The 22,115-nt window shown below is 70.1% G+C and carries 17 protein-coding genes; 11 read left to right on the top strand and 6 right to left on the bottom strand.

What is annotated here, in order from left to right:
• Positions 1–231 precede the first annotated feature (231 nt).
• Both V1318_RS19740 and glnE read left to right on the top strand, forming a co-directional pair.
• Entirely contained in the window at positions 232–1,581 is a 1,350-nt protein-coding gene (locus tag V1318_RS19740) for a S8 family serine peptidase (RefSeq protein WP_332941479.1), read from the top strand.
• Between the two features lie 146 nt (positions 1,582–1,727).
• Positions 1,728–4,559, top strand: a complete 2,832-nt coding sequence (glnE, locus tag V1318_RS19735) for a bifunctional [glutamate--ammonia ligase]-adenylyl-L-tyrosine phosphorylase/[glutamate--ammonia-ligase] adenylyltransferase (protein WP_332941478.1) — start codon at positions 1,728–1,730, stop codon at positions 4,557–4,559.
• A 725-nt stretch (positions 4,560–5,284) separates the two neighbouring features.
• On the opposite strand, the gene V1318_RS19730 is transcribed toward glnE, so the two are convergent.
• Positions 5,285–6,274 carry a mitochondrial fission ELM1 family protein gene (locus tag V1318_RS19730; RefSeq protein ID WP_332941477.1) on the bottom strand — a complete coding sequence of 330 codons (990 nt, stop codon included), beginning with the start codon at positions 6,272–6,274 and terminating at the stop codon, positions 5,285–5,287.
• 107 nt (positions 6,275–6,381) lie between these two features.
• Between V1318_RS19730 and V1318_RS19725 the strand changes: the two genes are divergently transcribed.
• The 6 genes from V1318_RS19725 to V1318_RS19700 all read left to right on the top strand — a co-directional run bounded on the left by V1318_RS19725 (position 6,382) and on the right by V1318_RS19700 (position 11,339).
• Entirely contained in the window at positions 6,382–6,969 is a 588-nt protein-coding gene (locus V1318_RS19725) for a malonic semialdehyde reductase (protein WP_332941476.1), read from the top strand.
• Between the two features lie 75 nt (positions 6,970–7,044).
• Entirely contained in the window at positions 7,045–7,638 is a 594-nt protein-coding gene (locus tag V1318_RS19720; protein ID WP_332941475.1) for a YceI family protein, read from the top strand.
• Between the two features lie 5 nt (positions 7,639–7,643).
• Positions 7,644–8,360, top strand: coding sequence for a pirin family protein (locus V1318_RS19715; protein WP_332941474.1), 717 nt, complete (start codon positions 7,644–7,646; stop codon positions 8,358–8,360).
• A gap of 283 nt (positions 8,361–8,643) precedes the next feature.
• The gene (locus tag V1318_RS19710; RefSeq protein WP_332941473.1) at positions 8,644–8,844 is read left to right on the top strand and encodes a zinc-finger domain-containing protein; all 201 of its coding nucleotides are present in this window, start codon (positions 8,644–8,646) and stop codon (positions 8,842–8,844) included.
• Between the two features lie 28 nt (positions 8,845–8,872).
• Positions 8,873–9,994: a glycosyltransferase gene (locus tag V1318_RS19705; protein ID WP_332941472.1), complete on the top strand. Its 1,122-nt coding sequence runs from the start codon at positions 8,873–8,875 to the stop codon at positions 9,992–9,994.
• A gap of 73 nt (positions 9,995–10,067) precedes the next feature.
• Positions 10,068–11,339: an O-antigen ligase family protein gene (locus tag V1318_RS19700; RefSeq protein WP_332941503.1), complete on the top strand. Its 1,272-nt coding sequence runs from the start codon at positions 10,068–10,070 to the stop codon at positions 11,337–11,339.
• A 24-nt stretch (positions 11,340–11,363) separates the two neighbouring features.
• Here V1318_RS19700 and lpxL read toward each other — a convergent pair whose 3' ends face one another.
• A complete protein-coding gene (gene lpxL, locus V1318_RS19695) occupies positions 11,364–12,305 on the bottom strand; it encodes an LpxL/LpxP family Kdo(2)-lipid IV(A) lauroyl/palmitoleoyl acyltransferase (protein WP_332941471.1) in 942 nt (313 codons plus the stop codon).
• A 144-nt stretch (positions 12,306–12,449) separates the two neighbouring features.
• On the opposite strand from lpxL, the gene waaA reads away from it, so the two are divergent.
• Complete coding sequence (gene waaA, locus V1318_RS19690) at positions 12,450–13,745, top strand: lipid IV(A) 3-deoxy-D-manno-octulosonic acid transferase (RefSeq protein ID WP_332941470.1); 1,296 nt, start codon at positions 12,450–12,452, stop codon at positions 13,743–13,745.
• Between the two features lie 22 nt (positions 13,746–13,767).
• On the opposite strand, the gene V1318_RS19685 is transcribed toward waaA, so the two are convergent.
• From V1318_RS19685 to V1318_RS19670, 4 genes are all read right to left on the bottom strand, one after another.
• Complete coding sequence (locus V1318_RS19685) at positions 13,768–14,037, bottom strand: hypothetical protein (RefSeq protein WP_332941469.1); 270 nt, start codon at positions 14,035–14,037, stop codon at positions 13,768–13,770.
• Between the two features lie 386 nt (positions 14,038–14,423).
• On the bottom strand, positions 14,424–15,827 hold the full coding sequence (locus tag V1318_RS19680) for a TolC family outer membrane protein (protein ID WP_332941468.1): 1,404 nt from the start codon (positions 15,825–15,827) through the stop codon (positions 14,424–14,426).
• A gap of 21 nt (positions 15,828–15,848) precedes the next feature.
• Positions 15,849–16,514, bottom strand: a complete 666-nt coding sequence (locus V1318_RS19675; protein ID WP_332941467.1) for a protein-L-isoaspartate O-methyltransferase — start codon at positions 16,512–16,514, stop codon at positions 15,849–15,851.
• A gap of 164 nt (positions 16,515–16,678) precedes the next feature.
• Entirely contained in the window at positions 16,679–17,347 is a 669-nt protein-coding gene (locus V1318_RS19670; RefSeq protein WP_332941466.1) for a TetR/AcrR family transcriptional regulator, read from the bottom strand.
• A gap of 129 nt (positions 17,348–17,476) precedes the next feature.
• Here V1318_RS19670 and V1318_RS19665 point away from each other — a divergent pair, with 129 nt between their 5' ends.
• Both V1318_RS19665 and V1318_RS19660 read left to right on the top strand, forming a co-directional pair.
• Positions 17,477–18,562: an efflux RND transporter periplasmic adaptor subunit gene (locus V1318_RS19665; protein ID WP_332941465.1), complete on the top strand. Its 1,086-nt coding sequence runs from the start codon at positions 17,477–17,479 to the stop codon at positions 18,560–18,562.
• Positions 18,563–18,569: 7 nt separating this feature from the next.
• The gene (locus V1318_RS19660; protein WP_332941464.1) at positions 18,570–21,749 is read left to right on the top strand and encodes an efflux RND transporter permease subunit; all 3,180 of its coding nucleotides are present in this window, start codon (positions 18,570–18,572) and stop codon (positions 21,747–21,749) included.
• The last annotated feature ends 366 nt before the right edge of the window (positions 21,750–22,115 follow it).

Here is a 22,115-nt window from a genome sequence, read left to right as displayed (position 1 = left end):
GGGGAGGGAGCAGGCCCGCAACCGGTTCGACCGGGGCGGGCTTTTTTATTGCCCGGGATTTGGCCCGCCCGCGCACGCGCCTGCACACACGATCCATCTCCGCGCGCTCCGCGCGACATACGGTGGCCGCTTTCGCCCGCGAATCCGTGCCTTGAGACCCCCTGCGCACCGGCCTAGGCTGCGCTGGCATGGGGGCCGTGACGTAAGTCACTCTTATCCAGGAGATGGGCTATGAAACGTTGGAGATTGGCCTTGTGCATCGCCGCGCTGGTCGCGGGCAATGCGCAGGCGGCGACTTACGTGGTACAGGCGAAAGCGCGGAACTTCAGCGCCGCGCTCGCGAACAAGATCGCCGCCGCTGGCGGACAGGTGACGGCGCGCTATCCGCAAATCGGCGTGGCGATCGTCGAAGCCGACGACAGCTTCGCCGCTCGCGCGCTGAAGTTGAGCGAAATCGAATCGGCCGCGCGCGACAAGGTCCTGCAATTCGAACAACCGATGGTGGTGAGCGGACTCAGCCTGGGCGAGAACGCCGCCAGCCCGCCGAACACCGGCGACAACGACACCCGCTTCGACCTGCAATGGGGCCACACCGCGATCCGCGCCACCGACGCCTGGGCGCGCGGCTACCGCGGCGCCGGCGCGGTGGTGGCGGTGCTGGATTCGGGCGTGGACTGCGCGCATCCGGACCTGGTGCCTAACCTGCTGACCAGCCTGAACGCCTCGTTCGTGGCCGGCGAGGGCGCCTGCGCGACCCGGCCGTTCCCGGCCTTCAACCACGGCACCCACGTATCGGGCACGATCGCCGCGGCCGACAACGGCGTCGGCATCATCGGCGTGGCGCCGTCGGCCAAGTTCTTCGCGGTCAAGGTGCTGTCCGAGTTCACCGGCAGCGGCAGCTTCGCCGGCATCCTGCAGGGCATCGTCTACGCCACCGACAACGGCGCCGACGTCGTCAACATGAGCCTGGGCGTGACCGGCGGCCTGCCGATCGCCGCCGATACCAAGGATCTGATCAAGGCGGTGCAGAAGGCGGTGCTGCACGCGCGCCAGAACAACACCATCGTGATCGCGTCCACGGGCAACGAAGCCATCGACTTCGACCACGAGACCGACGCCGACGGCAACCGCCTGATGTCGTTCCCGGGCGGCGTCGAGGGCGTGGTCGGCATCGCCGCGACCGCGCCGATCGGCTGGGCCCTGAACTTCGACACCAACCTCGACATCCCGACCAGCTACACCAACTACGGCAAGGGCACGGTCGTGTTCGCCGCGCCGGGCGGCGATGCGGCGTATCCGGGCAACGAGAACTGCACCGTCGCCGGCCTGTTGCGGCCGTGCTGGGTGTTCGACCTGGTGTTCAGCGACAGCACCGGCGGCTACTCCTGGGCCGGCGGCACCAGCATGGCCTCGCCGCATGCGGCCGGCGTCGCCGCGCTGGTCATCGGCGCCAACGGCGGCGAGCTGGAAGTATCGCGCGTGGAGGATGCGCTCAAGCACGGCGCGGCCGATCTCGGCAGCCCCGGCATCGACGAGTTCTTCGGCAAGGGCCGCGTGAACGCCGACGATTCGCTGCGTTAGCAGCCACCCCGCAGGGGCGCCGCGGCCGTGGTGACCGGGCGCGGCGATGCGGACGCCCGACCGACACGTGCGGCGGGCGTCCGTTTTTTGTTCGCGCCTTGCGCGCGCGCTACTGGGCGCGGCGGCGGCCATGCCATCATCGCCGCATGTCCGATTCCGCCGTTGCCTGGGCCGACGCCGGCGAGCGCGCACTCGCGCGCCTGCGCGCGTCCGCGCCCGAAACCGCCGCCGCGCTGTCCGATCCCGACCTGGCCGCGCGCGTGGCGCGGGTCGCGGCGATCAGCGATTTCGCCGTCGATACCCTGGCGCGCCAGCCCGCCCTGCTGCGCGCGCTGGCCGAAGACGACGGCGCCGCGCCCTGGCCGGCGCCCGAACTGCTGCCCGAGCAGCGCGCCGATTGGGGCAGCCTGCTGCGGCGCTACCGCGCCGCCGGCTCCACCCGGCTGATCTGGCGCGACGCGCTGGGCCTGGACGAAGTCGACGCCACCCTGGCCGGCAGCACCGCCTTGGCCGAGATCTGCCTGCAGCGCGCGCTGGATGCCCTGGAGGCCGAGTTCGCGCAGCGCTACGGCGTGGTCCGCGACCGCGACGGCGCGCAGCAGCGCCTGGTGGTGTTCGGCCTGGGCAAGCTCGGCGGCGCCGAACTCAATTTCAGCTCCGACGTCGACCTGGTCTACGCCTACGAACACGACGGCAGCACCGAGCACGACGGCCGCGATCCGGCGCGCGCGCTCGACGCCGAGAACTATTTCGCCAAGCTCGGCCAACAGCTGGCGCGCCTGCTCGACGAAGTCACCGCCGACGGCTTCTGCCACCGCGTCGACCTGCGCCTGCGTCCCTACGGCAATGCCGGCCGCCTGGCCTGGTCGTTCGCGGCGATGGAGCAGTACTTCCAGCGCGAGGGCCGCGACTGGGAACGCTACGCCTGGCAGAAGGCGCGCCCGGTGGCGGGCGACCTCGACGCCGGCGAACGCCTGCTGGAGGCGCTGCGGCCGTTCGTGTACCGGCGCTACCTGGATTTCGGCGCGCTCGACGGACTGCGCGCGATGAAGGCCGCGATCAGCGCCGAGGTCGCGCGCAAGGAGCTGGCCGACGACATCAAGCGCGGCCCGGGCGGCATCCGCGAGATCGAATTCCTGGTCCAGGCCCTGCAGCTGATCCGCGGCGGCCGCGAACCGGAACTGCGCGGCCGCCGCCTGCTGCCGGCCCTGCGCGAGCTGATCGCGCAGCGCCAGATCGGCGAGGCCGCCGGCGCCGCCCTGGCCGACGACTATCGCTACCTGCGCCGGCTCGAGAACCGCCTGCAGATGCTGCGCGACGCGCAGACCCACGCCCTGCCCGAGGCCGAAGCCGAACGCGCGCGGATCGCCCAGGGCCTGGGCTACGCGGACTGGGACGGATTGCGCGCCGATCTCGACGCGCGCCGCGCCCGCATCACCGCCGAGTTCGACGCCCTGCTCGCGCCGCGCCGGCGCGTGGTCGCGCCCAACGCCCTGACCGTGTACTGGCGCGCGCTGCCCGACGCGGGCGCGGCCGAGGTGCTGGCCGACGCCGGCTTCGAGGACGCCGCCGCGGCCGACACCTTGCTGCGCGACCTCGCCCGCAGCCCCGGCGTGCGCGGCCTCTCCGACGGCGCGCGCGCGCGCCTGGACCGGGTGCTGCCGGCGCTGCTGCAGGGCGCGGCCGTGTCCTCGCAGCCGATGCTGGCCTTGAAGCGCCTGCTCGCGCTGCTGCACAACATCCTGCGCCGCAGCGCCTACCTGGCCCTGCTCGACGAGCAACCAGCCGCGCTGGCGAGGCTACTTGAGGCCGTCACCCGCAGCGCCCTGCTGGCCGAGCGCCTCGCCGCGCATCCGCTGCTGCTGGACGAGTTGCTGGACGCCCGCGTGGCCGGGCCGCTGCCGGGCCGCCTCGAACTGATCGCGGCCTGCGAGGAGGTCGACGAAGGCGACGACACCGAGGCCACCCTGCAGGCCTTGAACGAAGTGCGCCAGGCCCTGAGCTTCCGCATCGCCCTGGCCCTGCGCGACGGCCGCCAGACCGCCGAGGAAAGCGCGCGCCAGCTGGCCTGGCTGGCCGACGGCGTGGTCCTGCGCGTGCTCGCCTTGGCCGAACGCGAGGTCGCCGCCGCGCACGGACGCGTGCCGGGTTCGCGCTTCGTCGTGCTCGGCTACGGCAGCCTCGGCGGCGAGGAGCTGGGCTTCGGTTCCGATCTGGATCTGGTGTTCCTCTACGACGCGCCGCGCGCGGACGGCGCCGCGATGGAAGGCATGCACTCCGATGGCGTCCGTCCGCTGGAAGCGGTGCGCTGGTTCGCGCGCCTGGCGCAGAAGGTGGTGGCGCTATTGGGCGCGGTGACCGCGGCCGGGCGCTTGTTCGACGTCGACGTGCGCCTGCGCCCGGACGGCGCCAAAGGCCTGCTGGTGTCGTCGCTGAGCAGCTTCGCCGACTACCAGCGCGAACGCGCCTGGACCTGGGAGCACCAGGCCCTGGTGCGCGCGCGCGGCGTCGCCGGCGATCCCGGGCTGCGCGAGGATTTCGAACGCGTACGCGCGCGGACCCTGGTCGGCGCGCGCGATCCGGTCAAGGTGCGCGAGGACGTGAGCGCGATGCGCCTGCGCATGCGCGCCGAACTGGACCGCAGCGATGCGGCGGCTTTCGACCTCAAGCAGGGCGAGGGCGGTCTGGTCGATCTGGAATTCCTGCTGCAGGCGCTGGTGCTGCGCGAGTCGCATGCGCATGCGGCCTTGCTGGCGCCGCGCGATACGCCGGGGTTGATCGGGATCGCGCAGGTGGTGGGGGTGCTGGACGAGGCGGCCGCGGCGTCGTTGCGATCGGCGCACGCGACGTTGCTGGCGCGCGGTTTGGATTGCACGCTGGATCGGCGCGCGCGGCGGGTGGCGCTGGACGAAGGAGTGGAGGGGGCGCGGGCGGCGATTCGGGTGGCGGCGAGGGCGCAGGGCTTGGCGTTCGAGTGATTCGTGTTGGGGCGGCTGTTCGGAAGCCGAAGGTCGGCGAGTTACTAGCGCTGCGCATGTGCTTTCTGTAGGAGCGGCGTTAGCCGCGATCGCGAACTTGCGGCCAGGGCGCTGGCTGGAGTCTTGTTGAGATCCGCAGGGCGTCGGATTTTGCTTTGGATCAATGGCTTCCGCCCGCCGCGCGTGCGGGTCACTTTCTCTTGCCCTTGGCTCCCTCCTTTATCAAAGGAGGGTTGGGGAGGATTTGCTGTTGCCCTTGCTCTGCGGGGGGGGCTACGAAGGTCAACGGCTTCCGCCCGCTGCGCGTGCGGGTCACTTTCTTTTGCTGGCCCAAGAGAAAGTAACCAAAGAGAAGGGCTAGCGTGACCAAACCTCCCTTGCGAGTGCTTGGCAGGCGCCGGGATTTTTCGATAGGACATCCCTGTCCTATCGAAAAACGGCGCGCGTCCTGCGCGCCGCCCTTCGGGTCTACGGTTGCTCGTGTGAGTGCGGAGGTTTTGGACTTCAATACCGCAGCAACGGCAACGGCAACGGCAACGGCAACGGCAACGGCAACGGCAACGGCAACGGCAACGGCAACGGCAAACCGCAAACCGCAAACCGCAAACCGCGGCGGAGGCAGTTCGTAGGATGTGGTGAGCCGCAGGCGAACCGCATCGTCGCGCGGGGTCGGGTGGCTGCGCGGGGGCGGTGCCGACCCCGCCGACTTTATCGACGAAGGTGGTTCAAGCCCCCAACCGCAAACGCCGCCGCACCTCTTCCGCGATCCGCGCGGTCTCGCGCAAGGGCGTGACCGCATAGGAATCGAGCATCTGCGAGCCGGCGAAGACGCGCGCGCGGCCGCTGGCGAGCAGGGTGTCGACGAAGCGGCGCGGGCGACCGCTGAGGACTTCGACCCCGGCGATATATAGCGGCACCGTGGTCGCGGCCGCTTCCGACAACAGATTGACCGAATCGGCCGTGCATACCACGCGATCCGCCCAGCCGAGCAGGCCGGCGTAGGGGTTGGCGCCGTCCTCGGGCCCGGCCCAGACCACGCCGGGCACGCGCGCGAACCGCGCGCGCAGGTGCTCGCGCACGCCGGCGGGGGTGCGCCGCGAGGCGGTGGCGAGCACGCTGCCGCCCTCGCGCTCGACCAGGGCGGCCGCCTGCGCGATCAGGGTTTCGAACTTGCCCGCGTCGAACGCGGCATGCGCGCTGGGGCCGCCCAGCAGCAGCGCGGTGCGCGGCGAGGGCAGGACGCCGAAAGCCGGGAAGGCGCTGCGCGCGGCGGCCAGCCAAAGGTCGTCGACCGGGTGCAGGCTGCCGAGCAGGGACAGGCTGTTGGCGGCGCTCAGGCCGTCGTGTTCGGGCGCGATCACCAGGTCCCAGTGGCGGCTGTCGATGCGCGGGTCGAGGATCTGCACCGCCTGCGCGCCGCGCGTGCGCAGCAGGCGGGTCGCCAGCGCGGCCTGGCGGCCGCAGCCGATCGCCAGCGCCGGCGGCGCGGCCAGCACATCGGCGAAGGCTGCGCCGAAAGCGCGCTCGGCGCCGGGCAGGCGGCGTGGCGCGGCCCAGGTCCAGGGCGCCCGCGCTTGCAACACGAATTCCCGTGCCGGCCGGCCCAATGCGGCCGCCAGCGCCTGGGCCTGGCGGACGTTGCCGGCATGGCCGTCGCTCAGGATCAGAGTTTCGCTTATGGGTATAACCGGGCTCGATGTCTTGGTTTGTTGCACTGGTGCTATCAATCCGTTCCGGCGATGGCGGCTTTGCTTAACGGCCCGGACTCTACACTTCCCGCCTTGGCCGCGGCGCTCCGCTCCGGCACCTCTTGGAGAACCCGATGTCCTCGACCTTGTCCGATGCCGCCCTGGACCAGCTGTTCCGTACCGCCCGCACCCATAACGAGCTCGGCGGCGACGTCAGCGACGATACCCTGCGCGCCCTGTACGACCTGATGAAGTGGGCGCCGACCAGCGCCAACATGTCGCCCGGCCGCTACGTGTTCGTGAAGTCCCCGGAGGCCAAGGAGAAGCTGCGCCCGGCGCTGTCGGAGGGCAATCTGGAGAAGACCATGAAGGCGCCGGTGACGGTGATCGTGGCCCACGACGAGGACTTCCACGAGAAGCTGCCCTACCTGTTCCCGCACACCGACGCCAAGGCCTGGTTCGACGGTCCGCGCGAAGGCCGCAGCGCCGCCGCGTTCCGTAACGGCAGCCTGCAGGGCGCCTACGTGATTCTGGCCGCGCGCGCACTGGGCCTGGATGCCGGCCCGATGTCGGGTTTCGACAACGCCAAGGTCGACGAGGCCTTCTTCGCCGGCACGCCGATCAAGTCCAACTTCCTGATCAACCTCGGCCACGGCGACGCCTCCAAGCTGTTCCCGCGTTCGCCGCGCTTGTCGTTCGACGAGGTCGCGCAGATCCTGTGATCCGCGTCGGTTTCGCTTTCCCGTAGTACGCCCCGCACAGACCGGCCCTAGGGCCCCACCCGGAGATTTCCCGCCATGAAGCGCTTCCTGCTCGCCGCCGCCGTCGCTCTCGCCTTCGCGGGCGCCGCCACGGCCGCTCCGCTGACCTACAAGATCGATCCCAACCACACCGACGTCGTCGCCGGCTGGAGCCACTTCGGCTTCTCCAACCCGGTCGCCCACTTCGGCCAGGTCGACGGCAGCATCACCTACGATCCGGCCAAGCCGTCGGCGTCCTCGGTCGAGGTCACCATCCCGCTGGCCGGGCTGAACTCGCACGTCGCCGCCTTCGACGAACATCTGCGCAGCGAAGATTTCTTCGATGCCGCCAAGTACCCGAACATCACCTTCAAGAGCACCAAGGTCGATGCCGCGGGCGACAAGAAGCTCAAGGTGACCGGCGATCTGACCGTGCATGGCGTGACCAAGTCGGTCGTGCTGGACGTGACCATCAACAAGGTCGGCGAGCAGCCGATGGCCAAGCGCGCAGCGGCCGGCTTCGATGCCAGCACCACGATCAAGCGCAGCGAGTTCGGCGTCGGCAAGTACGTGCCCAACGTCAGCGACGAGGTGACGATCCACATCACCACCGAAGCCATCGTGCCCAAGCCGGAAGCGGCGAAGCAGTAAGCGCCATGATCGTCGAACGCCCTTCCGCGGATCGCGGCCGCGTCCAGGCCGGTTGGCTGGACAGCCACCACACCTTTTCCTTCGGTGGTTACTACGACCCGGCCTGGATGGGCTTCGGCCCCTTGCGCGTGATCAACGAGGACCGCGTCGCCCCCGGCGCGGGCTTCTCGCCGCACCGCCACGCCAACATGGAAATCCTGAGCTACGTGCTCAGCGGCGGCCTGGCGCACCAGGACAGCAGCGGCGGGGGCGGCACCATCCGCCCCGGCGAGCTGCAATGGATGAGCGCCGGCCACGGCGTCGAGCACAGCGAATTCAACGCTTCCGACGCCCAGCCGGTGCACTTCCTGCAAATCTGGATTCAGCCCGATCGTCTCAACGCCCAACCCGCCTACGCGCAACGCGAAGCGGGTGGCGGCGAGGTCGGTAGCGACGGTTGGACCTTGTTGGCCTCGCCCGATGGGGCGCAGGACAGCATCGCGATCCGTCAGCAGGCCTGGTTGCGCGGTGCGCGCCCGGCCAAGGGCGAGGGCGTGCGGCACGAACTCGATCCGGCACGGTTGTACTGGTTGCACGTGGCCGAGGGTGAGGTCGAGGCCAATGGTCGGCGCCTGCGCGCGGGCGATGCGCTGGGGTATCGCGAGGAGAGCGGTGCGCTGCGTATCGTCGGGCTGGGCGTCGAGCCGGCCAATGTGCTGTTCTTCGATTTGCCCGTGCAGTAAATCGGCCTTCAAGTTGACGCGACAAGCGCTCCCTTCTCCCGCCAACGGGAGCAGGGCCCCTTCGTCAGGTTCAGGACGGGCTGCGGGCGGAGGGGACGGCGAACAAGGTCGGAGTTGCGGGATTGCGCCGCCCCGCACCCCAACCCCTGCCGGAGAGGGGCTCAGTAACGGGGTTTCAATTTCCCCACCCGCGCCAGCGGGCGTGGCCGCACGCGGCGCGGACGAGGGCCCTACCCCCGCACCTGCTAAACTGCGCCTCCGCGTCGCCACCCGTCGTTCCGTCATGACCGCAGCCAACGCCCATCCCACCCAGGCCAACGCCGAACAGCGCTACACCGTCACGCGCGCGGACCTGCCCTTGAGCTGCCCGCTGCCGTCGATGGCGTTGTGGAATTCGCATCCGCGCGTGTACCTGCCGGTCGAGGCCGAGCGCGAATGCCAGTGCCCGTATTGCGGCGCGCATTTCACCCTGGTCGACGACTGAGCCCGCGCGGCCACGCCGCAGGTTCCGCGTGCGCCCGCTGACCGTAGTGCAATTGCTGCCGGCGCTGGAGTCCGGCGGCGTAGAACGTTCCACCCTGGAGATCGCCGACGCGCTGGTGCGCGCCGGGCATCGCGCGGTCGTGGTCTCGGCCGGCGGCCGGTTGGTGCCGCGTCTGCTGGCCGGCGGCGCCGAGCACGTCGGCCTCGACATCGGCCGTAAATCCCTGTGGAGCCTGCGTCATGCGCGCGCGCTGCGGCGCTTGTTCGCCGACACCGGCGCCGACATCGTGCATGCGCGTTCGCGCCTGCCGGCCTGGCTCGCGCGCCTGGCCCTGCGCGGCATGCCGGCGGCGGTGCGGCCGCATTTCGTCACCACCGTGCATGGGCTCAATTCGCCCTCGCGCTACAGCGCGGTGATGACCGCCGGCGAACGCGTGATCTGCGTGTCCGACACCGTGCGCGACTATGTGCTGCGCCATTACCCGGACACCGATCCCGGCAAGCTGCGCACGATTCCGCGCGGCATCGACCCGGCCGCGTTCCCGCGCGCGCCCGCGCCCGACCGCGAGGCGCGCGCCTGGGCGGCGTCGCTGCATCCCGCGCTCGCCGGCCACGGACCGCTGCTGCTGCTGCCCGGTCGCGGTACCCGCCTCAAGGGCCATGCCGACGCCTTGAACCTGCTGGCCGCATTGCGCCGCGACGGCGACGACGCGCGCTTGTGGCTGCCGGGCGCGCGCGAAGCCGGACGCGAGGCCTATATAGCCGAACTCGAACGCGAGGCCGTCGCCTTGGGCATCGCCGAAGCCGTCGCCTTCACCGCGCCCACCGATGCGATCGCGCGCGCCTACGCGGCGTCCGATCTGGTGCTGCAGCTGTCGCGCAAGCCCGAGGCCTTCGGCCGCACCGTGGTCGAGGCCCTGTCGGTGGGCCGCGCCGTGCTCGGCTGGGCCCACGGCGGCGTCGGCGAACTGTTGGCGCGACTGCAACGCAGCGGCGCGGTGGCGCCGTTCGACCCGGCCGCGCTGCACGCGGCGGCTCGCGAATTGCTAACGCATCCGCCGGCGGCAACGGATACGATTGCCTATTCCTTGCGTGCGATGCAGGAGGCCACGCTTGGCGTCTACGCCGAATTCCCCCGCCGACCGCGCTGATCCGCGTTGGGTCGATCCCAACCCGCCGACGCCGGCGGGCGCCGCCCATGGCTGGCGTTGGGCGCCGGCCTGGATCCTCGCCTACGTCGCGCTGTGGCCGGCGCCGGGGTATGCCGAGGCGGTGCTGGTGTTGGGCGCGCTCGCCGCGATCGTGCACCTGGCGGCCTCGCGTTTCCGCAGCGGCGGTCAGCTGCTGAGCAATCCGGCCTGGGCGCTGACCAGTGTGCTGTTCTTCGCTTATTGGCTGCCGGAACTGGTCTCGGCCTTCGACGCGGTCGACGCGCCGCATGCCTTGCGCAAATCGCTGGAGGACATCCGTTACCTGCCGTTCCTGTGGTTGGCGGCCTCGGCGGTCGCCAACCCGCATGGGCGCCGCACCATCTTCGGCGGCTTGGCGGTGATCGTGGCGATCTGGACGGTGGATGCGCTGTTGCAGGCGCTGACCGGCGCCAGTCCGCTGTTCTCGGCCTTGGATGCGATCAAGCACCGCATCAGCGGCCACGGCATGTGCACGCCGACGGAGGTCGCCGGCGTCGACCGTCTCAGCGGCGTGCTCGGGCCCTGCAATCTCAAGCTGGGGCAGGTCCTGGCCAGCCTGTCGCCGTTCGCGCTCTACGCCGGCGGCCGCCGTTACGGCATGGCCGGCTGGTTGATCGCGGCGGCCGGCGTCGGCCTGGCGGTGGTGCTGGCCGGCTCGCGCGCGTCCTGGATCACCTACGCCCTGGTGCTGGTGCTGTCGGGCTGGCGCCTGCTGGGCTGGAAGCGCCTGCTGGGCGTATTCGCCTTCGGCGCGATCGCGGTGGCGACCATCGCGGTGGTGTCGCCGCAGGTGCGCGAGCGCATCGTGCGCACCACCCTGGTCCGCAGCGCCGATGCCGAGGGCGTGGACAGCGCGCTGTCCGGGCGCGCGCGCATCTGGGGCGCGGCGGCCTGCATGGCGCGCGAGAATCCGATCAACGGCGTCGGCGCGCGCGGCTTCCGCGAGGCCTTCCCGGCCTGCGATCCCGATCCCGGCAAGCAGGCGGCCTGGGGCTATGGTCCGGCGCTGCATGCGCACCAAGTGGTGCTGGAAGTGCTCAGCGAGACCGGCTTGTTCGGCCTGCTGATGTGGCTGGCGGGCGTGGCACTGGCCTGGCGCGCCTGGCGATTCGCCGACGACGCCGCGCGCGATCGCGCGCGCCCGGCCATGCTCGCGGTCGCGGTCACGCTGTTTCCGCTCAACACCCACCTGGCCTTCTATTCGACCTTCTGGGGCGGCGTCGCGCTGATGCTGGTGGCTCTGTACGCCGGCAGTCTGCTGGCGCAACCGTTCCAGGAACGCGACCAGGCCGGCGCCGGGGCCTGAGCCCCGCGCGTCGCCGACCCGAACTCAGTCGCGATCGTCGTTGTCGTCCAGCCTGGGCTTGTACGGCGAGACCAGGCCCGGCGGCCGGCGCTTGAAGCGGCGGTGGATCCACAGGTACTGGCTGGGCGCTTCGCGCACCATGGCCTCGATCTGGGCGTTGACGCGCGCGCTGTCGGCGGTGGCGTCGGCGGACGGGAAATCCGCCAGCGGCGCGCCCAGGCGCAGGATGTAGTCGCCGCCCTCGCGCCGGTGGAAGAAAGGCACCACCGCGCAGCCGCTGAGGCGGGCGAACTGGTGGGTGGCGGTGATCGTCGCCGCCGGCACGCCGAAGAACGGCGCGAACACCGTGTCCTTGCCGCGCATGTCCTGGTCCGGCGCGTACCACAGGAAGCCGCCCTGCTTGAGGTGGCGCATGGCCGGGCGGATCTCTTCGTTGGTGTACATGGCCGCGGCGTAGCGCAGGCGGCCGCGTTTGACCGCCCATTCGAACACCGGGCTGCGGTGGCGGCGGTACATGCCGGCCAGCGGCAGGTGGTCGCACATCAGCCGGCCGCACATCTCCAGGGTCATGAAGTGCCCCGAGATCAGCAGCACGCCGCGCCCCTGCGCGCGCACTTCGTCCAGCAGTTCCAGGCCCTCGATCCGAACCGTGCGCCGCATCGGCGTGGCCGAGCCCCACCAGGCGCGCGCGAACTCGAACAGGCCGATGCCCAGGTCGCGGAAGCTCTCGCGCAGCATGGCCTCGCGCTCGGCCTCGCTCTTTTCCGGGTAGCACAGCGCCAGGTTGATCTGCGCCGCGCGCCGGCGCTCGCCGGCCGCGCGCAGCGCGAACGCGCCGAACAGCCGGCCCAGCGCGCGTTGCAGGGGCCAGGGCAGGCGCGCGCCCAGGCACATGCCGGCCAGGGCCAGCCACATCGGCCAATGCTTGGGGCCGCGCGGGGGAGGGGGCAGCGGGGTTGCGCTCATGCGCCATAGTTTAGTGGCCTCACGAGGAAACGCGGCCACGGACCGGCATCGTCCTTGCGCAAAAGCGGGCGAATCGTGGCCGCAGGCGCCGTTTTCGCGCAGATGATGGCCGTGGCGCAGGCGCGGAACGCTTATCCTTGGCGCATGCAGAGGGACTATATCGAGCGCCTGTTGCGCGGCCTGTACTCGGTCGCGCTGTACCTGTTGGCGCCGGTCACGGTCTACCACCTGATCTGGCGCGGCTTCCGTCAGCCGGCCTATTTCCAGCGCTGGCTGGAGCGCTACGCGATCTATCGCGGTCCGGCCCATACCCGCACCCTGTGGCTGCACGCGGTCTCGGTGGGCGAGGTCAACGCCGCGATCCCGCTGGTCAACGCCCTGCGCCGCGGCCGGCCCGATCTGCGCCTGCTGGTGACCACGATCACCCCGACCGGTTCGGATCGCGCGCGCGCGGCCTGGGGCGACGGTGTCGAACATGTCTATCTGCCCTACGATCTGCCCGGCGCGGTGTCGCGTTTCCTGCAGCACCACCGGCCCTGCGCGGGGCTGATCATGGAAACCGAACTCTGGCCCAGCCTGCTGTTCGGCTGCCGCGACCGCGGCATTCCGACTTACATCGTCAACGCGCGCCTGTCCGAGCGTTCGCTGCGCGGCTACCGCGTGCTGGCGCCGCTGGTCGCGCGCGCGCTGCGCACGGTGCGCGCGATCGCGGCGCAGTCGCGCGCCGACGGCGAGCGCTTCGTGCGCCTGGGCGCGCGTCCGGAACAGATCGTGGAGACCGGCAACCTCAAGTTCGACGTCAGCGTGCCGGAGGCCCTGGACGAATTCGCCGCCGAATGTCGCCGCCACAGCGGCGCCCGCCCGGTCTGGATCGCGGCCAGCACGCACGAGGACGAAGAGGCCGCGGTGATCTCGATCCACCGCCGCCTGCGCGCGCGTTTCCCGGACCTGCTGCTGCTGTGGGCGCCGCGCCATCCCGAGCGCTTCCGGGTGGTGGCCGAGTCCGCGCGCGCGGTCGGCTGGACGGTGTCGACGCGCTCGCGCCTGCGCTGGCCGCAACTGGGCGACGACGTGTTCGTGATCGACACCCTGGGCGAGCTGATGTGTTTCTACGCCGGCGCGGACGTCGCCTTCGTCGGCGGCAGCCTGCAGGCGATCGGCGGCCACAACCTGCTGGAGCCGGCGGCGACCGGCACGCCCATCGTCACCGGCCCGCACCTGCACAACTTCGTCGAGATCGCCGAGCGCCTGCAGGCCGCCGGTGCGTTGCGCATCGGCGCCGACGCCGACGCGGTCCAGGCCGAGCTCGAACGCCTGCTCGCCGATCCCGCGCAGCGCGCGCAGATGATCGCCGCCGGTCGCGCCCTGGTCGAACTCGGCCGCGGCGCGCTGGCCAAGACCATCGCCCTGCTGCAGCCGGCGCTGCCGCCGCAGGTCTGAGCCGGCGGCGGCGGGACGGCGCTCAGTTCTTGAAGCAGGTGATCGACATGTCGGCGAAGAACACCATGCCGTAAGCATCGGAGCCGATCGGCTTGTTGAGCGTCACCGGGCCGGCGCGGTCGCCGCGGCCTTCGCAGTGGGCGACCAATACCTGGGTGGTGTGGGCGACGGCTTCTTCCGGGCTGAAGCCATCGTAGGCGGCGCTGACGACGTAGCTGTCGGCGGCGATGGCGGCGCCCGCGGCGAGCGTGCAGGCGGCGGTCAGGGCGGCGGTGCGAAGCGAAATGCGCATGATCGAACTCCGTATTGTCGGGGGAATGATTCGGAATTTTCCGAAAGGGCGTTGCGCCCTAACCGAACCTAGTCCCCTGTGCGTCCGCTCTGCCAGCCCAAGTGCCCAGGAATTGCAGGCGCTTCCGTGATTGCAGTCGCGGAACGACGGACACCGCGTCGCGCGGCGACCACGGCCGCGAGCGCGCGTGTTCGCCGATCTCATCGGCGAATTCAAACGAGCGAAATTTACGCATGCAAAAAGGGTGGCGTATCGGTGCGTTTCTCTGCGCACAGCGAAATCTACGGGCACGTTAGTGGCGCCGTTATCGCACTGATACCGCGCGCACAAACGAAAACCGCCGGACAGGCCGGCGGTTTTCGTGTCGCGTCGCGATGCCGTCGGGATCAGCCGCCGCTGGGATCGAACTTGGCCGCCGGTTCGGCGGTCAGCAGGCGGTTGATGTCCTGCACGTCCGACACGTCCAGGGTGCCGGCGGCCTGTTCCAGCAGCAGGCGGTTCTGCAGGTAGTTGTACTTGGCCTGCGCGTAGGCCTGCTGCGCGGTGAACAGGTTCTGCTGGTTGATCAACACGTCCAGCACGGTGCGGGTACCGACTTCCAGGCCCACCTGCGAGGCCTCGTAAGCGCTGCGCGCCGAGACCAGCGCCAGGCGGCGGGCCTCGACTTCGCTGACGCCGGCGACCAGGGTCTGGTAGGCGTTGCGGGCGTTGCGCACCAGGGCGCGCTTCTGCTGCTCGAGTTCGTCGCTGGCGACGTCGCGCGTGGCCAGGGCCTGGCGCACGCCGGACTGGGTCGCGCCGCCGGCGAAGATCGGCACCGACAGGGTGATGCCCAGGTTGGGGCCGCGGCCTTCGCTGTCGCTTTCGAAGGTGTTGCCGCCGAAGGTGCGATCGGTCCAGCTCTTGCTCTTGTCGTAGCCGCCGGTCAGGTACAGGGTCGGCCAGTGGCCGGAGCGCGCGGTCTCGACGTCGGCTTCGGCCGACTGCACCTGCAGTTCCTTGGCGCGCAGGGCCGGGTTGTTCTCGATCGCGGTCTGCACCCAGCCTTCGGCGCCCTGCGACTCCGGCAGCGCCGGCTTGAAGTCGTCCGGCAAGCCCTTGAGGTTACGGATCGGCTGGCCGGTGATTTCGCTCAGCGCCTGGTAGGCGTCCTCGACCGCGTTGCGCACCAGGATGGTGTTGGCGCGGGCGTTGTCGTACTGGGCGCGGGCTTCGTGCACGTCGGTGATCGGCGCCAGGCCGACTTCCAGGCGCTTGGAGGCGTAGTCGAACTGCTTCTTCAGCGCGGTTTCGGCGGCTTCGGCGGCGGCCAGGGTTTCCAGCTGCACCAGCACGTTGAAGTAGGCCGCGGAGGTGCGCGTGATCAGCGTGTCGCCGGCCGACTCGAGCTGGAAGTCGCTGGCCTGGCTGAGCGCGTTGCGGCTCTTGAGGGTGGTGAAGCGGCTGCGGTCGTAGACCATCTGCCGCAGATCGACGCCGTAGCTGCGGGTGGTCGTCTCGGTGGTCAGATTGCCCGCGACTTCGACCGGATTGGTCGGATCGCTGTTGTCGGTGAAGCTGGGCGCGGTGTTGCGCGACTTGCTCAGCGTCGCCGAGCCGGTCAGCGACGGCAGCAGGGCCGCGCGCGCCTGCACAGCGCCTTCCTTGGTGGCCAGGCGGCTGGATTCGGCGGCGGACAACTGCGGGTCGCCGTTGCGGGCCAGCTCGTAGGTCTGCAACAGGTCTTCCGCCGAAGCGACGGCCGGCAGCAGGGCGACAACGAGGGCGAGAACGAGTGGGCGGCGGATCATGCGGCTTCCTTGACGTTCGGTTCAGAACTCGAAGACGGGCGCGGGCGCAGCGCCGACGAGATAGGGGAGGTCGGTTTCGAACAACGATTGGATGCGGCGAGCGTTGACTTCGTTGCGCACCAGCACCGCTTCCATCGCCGGGGAGCGGCCGCGGACCACGAACAGGCGTCCGTCCGGCTGCAGCCAGTCGAAGAAATGCGGCGGGATCTCGGCGACCGCGCCGGTGACGCAGATCGCGTTGTAACGGCGTTCGCTGCGCCAGGCGTAGGCGTCGGCCAGCACCACCTGGGCGTTCTCCACCGACTGCTCGGACAGGCGCGCGCGGGCGGTGTCGGCGAGATCGGCGTGGATCTCCAGGCTGGTCACTTCGCGCGCCAGGCGGCCCAGGCAGGCGGTCAGGTAGCCGCTGCCGGTGCCGATTTCGAGCACGTCGTCGGTGGGGTCCAGCTCCAGCGAGTGCAGGGTACGGCCTTCCAGCACCGGCTTCATGCTGAATTCGCCGTGGCCCAGCGGCAGGGCCAGGTCGGCATAGGCCAGGTTGCGGTGCTCGGCGGCCACGAAGGCCTCGCGCGGCAGCGCCGCCAGCACGTCGAGTACGCGCGGGTCGAGCACGTCCCAGGGCCGAACTTGCTGTTCGACCATCAGTTCACGTGCTTTGGCGTAATCGATCGTAGTCATTGGGTTCATGGTCTCGCGCGGGGAACGTCGGTCGAAATGCAGGCTAGAGCCGGCAATTCTACCGGTCTGGCGCGTCAGCCGGTGGGCACAGGATGGCGGTTGCGGGCGTGGAGGGCTGAGTGCCGGAAGTCACCAAGACTGTCGTCATTCGCGTTCCGTCCGGGGCTCGGGTTCTATCCATGGGACGCGGAGCGGGCGTAGGCGCGCAGGAACAGGTCCACGCTGGCCTGCAAATGGGCGTCGATCAGGGACGCGTCGAAGGCGCAGCCGAACACCAGTTGCGCGTGCGGTTCGCCCTTGAGCAGGGCGAAGAACTGCCCGGCCGCGCGCTCGACGTCGCCGATGTCCAGCTCGCCGGCGGCGATGCGCCGGCGCAGCAGGGCCGCGAACTCATGGTGCACGCGCTGCGGGCCGGCCTGCCAGAACATGCTGGGCAGCGGCGAGGCGGCCAGCTGCGGCGAGCACAGGATGCGATGGCCCTGGACCGCCTCGGGCGCGCTGACCATGGCCCAGAAGGCCTGGGCGATGGTCATCAGGCGCTCGCGCAGCGGCGTGGCGGGCGAGGGCTCGAACAGCAGCGGCGGCAGGTGGCGCTCGCAATAGGTCTTGATGGCCTCGGCGAACAGGGCTTCCTTGTCGCCGAAATGGCTATAGACGGTGAGCTTGGAGACCCCGGCCTCGGCCGCGATCTGATCCATGCTGGTCGCCTCGAAGCCGGCCTGGGTGAACATTTTCGAGGCCGCGTCGAGGATGGCGGCGCGCTTGCTCAGGTCCTTGGGGCGGCCCGGACCCGCCGCCTTGGCGGGCTCGGGCGGGGGCAGGGGTTTGCGTGAGGCTGTCATGCACGGAATACTAGACTAACGGGTTCGATATTTATACAGTACCGCCAGGTACATTAATTATCCCTGAGGTCAGCCGCAATGCGCAGCCGCACTTTTTCCCTTGGACCGGCGCTTTCCGGCGCCGTCCTGATGCTGGCCTTGAGCGCTTGCGGCCGCGACGCCGCCGCGCCCGAGGCGCCGCACCCGGTGCTGGTGACCCATCCCGGCGCCGGCGCCACCGCGGTGACCGCCTTCGCCGGCGAAGTCCGCGCACGCCAGGAGAGCCCGCTGTCGTTCCGGGTCGGCGGCAACCTGGTCGAGCGCCGGGTCGATGTCGGCGCCCATGTGAATGCCGGCGACCTGCTCGCCGTGCTGGACCCGGGCGATCTGCAGGCACAGTCGCGCGCGGCCCAGGCCCAGCTGGCAGCGGCGGAGGCCGAGCTCGGCCGCGCCCGCGCCGACCAGCAGCGCTTCGCCCGCCTCGCCGACGATCAACTGGTCAGCCGTTCCAACTTGGATGCCCAGAACGCCGCGGCCAAGGCCGCGCAGGGCCAGGTCAACGCCGCCCGCGCCAACCTCGATGTGGCCCGCAATCAGGCCCAGTACACCCAGTTGCGCGCGCCGCACGCCGGTGTGATCGCCACCCGCAGCGCCGAAGCCGGACAGGTGGTGGCGGCCGGCCAGCAGGTGTTCGGCCTGGCCGCCGACGGCGTGCGCGAAATCGCGTTCGCGATTCCGGAAGGCGCGATCGCCCAATTCAAGACCGGCCGCGAGGTGATGGTCGAACTGTGGTCGCAGCCGGGCCAGCGTTGGCCGGGCCGGGTGCGCGAGATCGCACCGGCCGCCGATCCGGCCTCGCGCACCTATGCCGCGCGGGTCGCGGTCGAGGCGCCGGCGGGCACGCTGGAGCTCGGCCAGAGCGCGCGCGTCTATATCGTCCAGAACGGCGAGGGCGGCGCGGGCCTGAGCGTGCCGCTGTCGGCCCTGCAACGCAACGCCGGCGCGCCGGCGGTGTTCGTGGTCGACGCCAAGACCTCGACCCTGAAGCTGGTGCCGGTCCAGGTCGGCCCCTACGGCGAGGACCGGGTGCCGGTGAGCAGCGGCTTGAACGCGAACGACTGGGTGGTCGCCGCGGGCGGCCACCTGCTGCGCGCGGGCCAGAAGGTGCTGCCGGTGGATCGGGACAACCGACCCGTCGCCGACGCCGCGCCCTCCGCCGCGACCGCCAAGCGCTGAGGCCGCCATGCGCTTCAATCTCTCCGAATGGGCGCTGCGTCATCGCAGCCTGATCGTCTACGCGATGCTGGTGGCCGCGATCGCGGGCACCTTCGCCTATATGCGCCTGGGCCGCAGCGAGGACCCGGCGTTCACCTTCAAGGTCATGGTGATCCGGACCCTGTGGCCGGGAGCGACCGCCGACGAAGTCTCGCGCCAGGTCACCGAGCGCATCGAAAAGAAGCTGATGGAGACCGGCCAGTACGAGTTCATCCGCTCGTACTCTCGCGCCGGCGAATCGCAGGTGATCTTCGGCGCGCGCGATTCGATGCGCTCGCAGGACATCCAGCCGCTGTGGTACCAGGTGCGCAAAAAGGTCGGCGACATCCGCCCGACCCTGCCCAGCGACGTGGTCGGCCCGTTCTTCAACGACGAGTTCGGCGACACCTTCGGCAATATCTATGCCCTGACCGGCAAGGGCTTCGACTACGCCGTGCTCAAGGACTATGCCGAGCGCGTGCAGCTGGCGCTGCAGGACCAGACCGACGTCGGCAAGATCGAATTGTTCGGCGTCCAGGACGAGAAGATCTGGGTCGAGCTGTCGAACGTGAAGCTGGCGACCCTGGGCGTGCCGGCCAGCGCGGTGGGCGAGGCGCTGAACCAGCAAAACGCGCTGGCCCCGGCCGGTTTCTTCGAAACCGGCAGCACCCGCGTGGCGTTGCGCGTGGGCGGCCAGTTCAAGAGCGTCGAGGAGATCCGCGCATTCCCGATCCGGGTCGGCGACCGCACCTTCCGCCTCGGCGACGTCGCCGACGTGCGCCGCGGCTTCTCCGATCCGCCCGCGCCGCGCATGCGCTTCATGGGCGAGGACGCGATCGGCATCGGCGTGTCGATGAAGGAAGGCGGCGACATCCTCAAGCTGGGCAAGACCCTGGAGGCCGAGTTCGCGCGCCTGCAGAAGACCCTGCCCGCGGGCATGGAACTGCGCAAGGTCGCCGACCAGCCGGCCGCGGTCGAGGAGTCGGTGGGCGAGTTCGTGCGCGTGCTGGCCGAGGCGGTGCTGATCGTGCTGCTGGTCAGCTTCTTCTCGCTGGGCTGGCGCACCGGCCTGGTGGTGGCGCTGTCGATTCCGCTGGTGCTGGCGATGACGTTCGCCGCCATGCAGTTCTTCGGCGTCGGCCTGCACAAGATCTCGCTGGGCGCGCTGGTGCTGGCGCTGGGCCTGCTGGTCGACGACGCGATCATCGCGGTGGAGATGATGGCCATCAAGATGGAGCAGGGCTTCGACCGCATCCGCGCGGCCGCTTTCGCCTGGGACAGCACCGCCTTCCCCATGCTCACCGGCACCCTGATCACCGCCGCCGGCTTCCTGCCGATCGCCACCGCCGCCTCCAGCACGGGCGAGTACACGCGCTCGCTGTTCCAGGTGGTCACGATCGCGCTGCTGGTGTCGTGGATCGCCGCGGTCGCGTTCATCCCCTTCCTCGGCGACAAGCTGCTGCCCGACCACGGTCATGCGGCCGCGCTCAAGCCCGGTTCGCTGGCCGCGCGCTGGCATGCGCAGCGCGCGCGTTGGGCCGAACGCCTGAGCGCGCGCTCCGGCGGCAGCGCACTGGCCGATTTCATCGCCCCGCCGCCGCATGACGGCAAGGACCACGACCCCTACGCCAGCAAGTTCTACACCCGCTTCCGCAGCTGGGTGACCTGGTGCGTGCGCCGGCGCTGGCTGGTGATCGGCATCACCGTGGCCGCGTTCTTCCTGGCGGTGTTCATGTTCCGCTTCGTGCCGCAGCAGTTCTTCCCGGACTCGGTGCGTCCGGAACTGATGGTCGACATGGAACTGGCCGAAGGCAGTTCGCTGCGCCAGACCGCCGAACAGGCGCAGCGTCTGGAAGCCCTGCTCAAGCAGCGCAAGGACCTGGTCAACTACGTATCCTACGTCGGCACCGGTTCGCCGCGCTTCTACCTGCCGCTGGACCAGCAGCTGCCGGCCGCCAACTTCGCCCAGTTCGTGCTGATGCCCGAGGACGTGAAGGCGCGCGAAGCGATCCGCGAGTGGGTGATCAAGGACGTGGTGCCGCGCTTCCCGGACCTGCAGCTGCGCGTGACCCGCCTGGAGAACGGTCCGCCGGTCGGCTATCCGGTGCAGTTCCGCGTGTCCGGCGAGCACATCGACCGCGTGCGCGCGATCGCCTACCAGGTGCGCGAGAAGATCCGCGCCAACCCGCACGTGATCAACGTCAACCTGGACTGGGACGAGCCGAACAAGGTCGTGCGCCTGCAGGTCGACCAGGAACGCGCCCGCGCGCTGGGCGTCACCTCGGCACAGCTGTCGCAGTTCCTGTCCAGTTCGCTGTCGGGCTCGCACATCAGCACCTACCGCGAGGGCAACGAACTGATCGAGATGCTGCTGCGCGGCCCCAACGAGGAACGCCTGCAGCTGAGCATGCTCGGCAGCCTGATGGTGCCGACCTCCAACGGGCGCGCGGTGCCGCTGACCCAGATCGCCACCCTCGACTACGGTTTCGAGGAAGGCATCATCTGGCATCGCGACCGTCAGCCGACCATGACCGTGCGCGCCGACATCTACGACGGCACCCAGCCGGCGACGGTGATGGGCCAGATCTCGCCGACCCTGGACCAGCTGCGCTCGCAGCTGCCCTACGGCTACTCGATCAACGTCGGCGGCAGCGTCGAGGACTCCGCGCGCGGCCAGAACTCGATCATCGCCGGTGTGCCGCTGTTCGTGTTCGCGGTGTTCACCCTGCTGATGCTGCAGCTGCGCAGCTTCTCGCGCAGCTTCATGGTGATGCTGACCGCGCCGCTGGGCCTGATCGGCGTGACCCTGTTCCTGCTGGTGTTCCGGGTGCCGTTCGGCTTCGTCGCGATGCTGGGCACGATCGCGCTGTCGGGCATGATCATGCGCAACTCGGTGATCCTGGTCGACCAGATCGAGCAGGACCGCGCCGACGGGCACGAGCCCTGGCGCGCGATCGTCGAGGCGACGGTGCGGCGTTTCCGCCCGATCGTGCTGACCGCGCTGGCGGCGATCCTGGCGATGATTCCGCTGTCGCGCAGCGCCTTTTTCGGGCCGATGGCGGTGGCGATCATGGGCGGTTTGATGGTGGCGACCTTGCTGACGCTGTTGTTCCTGCCGGCCTTGTATGCGGCATGGTTCAAGGTGAAGGCGCCGGAGGCGGGGGCGTAGCGTCGCCCTCGCTATTCTCCGTACTTATTCTCCTTACCAAAGTCTCCTGCTGGATTCCCACTTGAGGCCCTCTCCCGCCTGGCTGATGTTCCCTCTCCCGCTTGCGGGAGAGGGCGGGGGTGAGGGAGCGCAGCGCCGAAGGCGCAAATGCTTTTAGCCCATTGCTCTTGCTCGTCATTCCCGCGAAGGCGGGGATCCAGTGCCTTTAGCGTGTTGCTGGTGTCGTGGCGAATGCTGGATAGCTAAGGTCAACGGCTTCCGCCCGCTGCGCGTGCGGGTCACTTTCTCTCGCCCAGGCTCCCTGTAGGAGCGGCGCGAGCCGCGACCGCGAATTCCAGCCACGTCGCTGGTTCCGAACGGGCTGGC

It is taken from the genome of Lysobacter sp. CCNWLW3, assembly GCF_036697405.1.
In the GTDB taxonomy this organism is placed as follows: domain Bacteria; phylum Pseudomonadota; class Gammaproteobacteria; order Xanthomonadales; family Xanthomonadaceae; genus Lysobacter.
Note: the sequence above shows the minus strand (reverse complement) of the source record. Positions and strands in the feature narration are given on the sequence as shown.

Bases quoted from the DNA above. Each gene is read 5' to 3' on its own strand.
- waaA (WP_332941470.1), top strand. From the start codon at position 12,450: ATGCAGAGGGACTATATCGAGCGCCTGTTGCGCGGCCTGTACTCGGTC.
- V1318_RS19670 (WP_332941466.1), bottom strand. From the start codon at position 17,347: ATGACAGCCTCACGCAAACCCCTGCCCCCGCCCGAGCCCGCCAAGGCG.
- V1318_RS19665 (WP_332941465.1), top strand. From the start codon at position 17,477: ATGCTGGCCTTGAGCGCTTGCGGCCGCGACGCCGCCGCGCCCGAGGCG.
- glnE (WP_332941478.1), top strand. From the start codon at position 1,728: ATGTCCGATTCCGCCGTTGCCTGGGCCGACGCCGGCGAGCGCGCACTC.
- V1318_RS19675 (WP_332941467.1), bottom strand. From the start codon at position 16,514: ATGAACCCAATGACTACGATCGATTACGCCAAAGCACGTGAACTGATG.
- V1318_RS19740 (WP_332941479.1), top strand. From the start codon at position 232: ATGAAACGTTGGAGATTGGCCTTGTGCATCGCCGCGCTGGTCGCGGGC.
- V1318_RS19710 (WP_332941473.1), top strand. From the start codon at position 8,644: ATGACCGCAGCCAACGCCCATCCCACCCAGGCCAACGCCGAACAGCGC.
- V1318_RS19715 (WP_332941474.1), top strand. From the start codon at position 7,644: ATGATCGTCGAACGCCCTTCCGCGGATCGCGGCCGCGTCCAGGCCGGT.
- V1318_RS19680 (WP_332941468.1), bottom strand. From the start codon at position 15,827: ATGATCCGCCGCCCACTCGTTCTCGCCCTCGTTGTCGCCCTGCTGCCG.
- lpxL (WP_332941471.1), bottom strand. From the start codon at position 12,305: ATGAGCGCAACCCCGCTGCCCCCTCCCCCGCGCGGCCCCAAGCATTGG.
- V1318_RS19660 (WP_332941464.1), top strand. From the start codon at position 18,570: ATGCGCTTCAATCTCTCCGAATGGGCGCTGCGTCATCGCAGCCTGATC.
- V1318_RS19685 (WP_332941469.1), bottom strand. From the start codon at position 14,037: ATGCGCATTTCGCTTCGCACCGCCGCCCTGACCGCCGCCTGCACGCTC.
- V1318_RS19720 (WP_332941475.1), top strand. From the start codon at position 7,045: ATGAAGCGCTTCCTGCTCGCCGCCGCCGTCGCTCTCGCCTTCGCGGGC.
- V1318_RS19725 (WP_332941476.1), top strand. From the start codon at position 6,382: ATGTCCTCGACCTTGTCCGATGCCGCCCTGGACCAGCTGTTCCGTACC.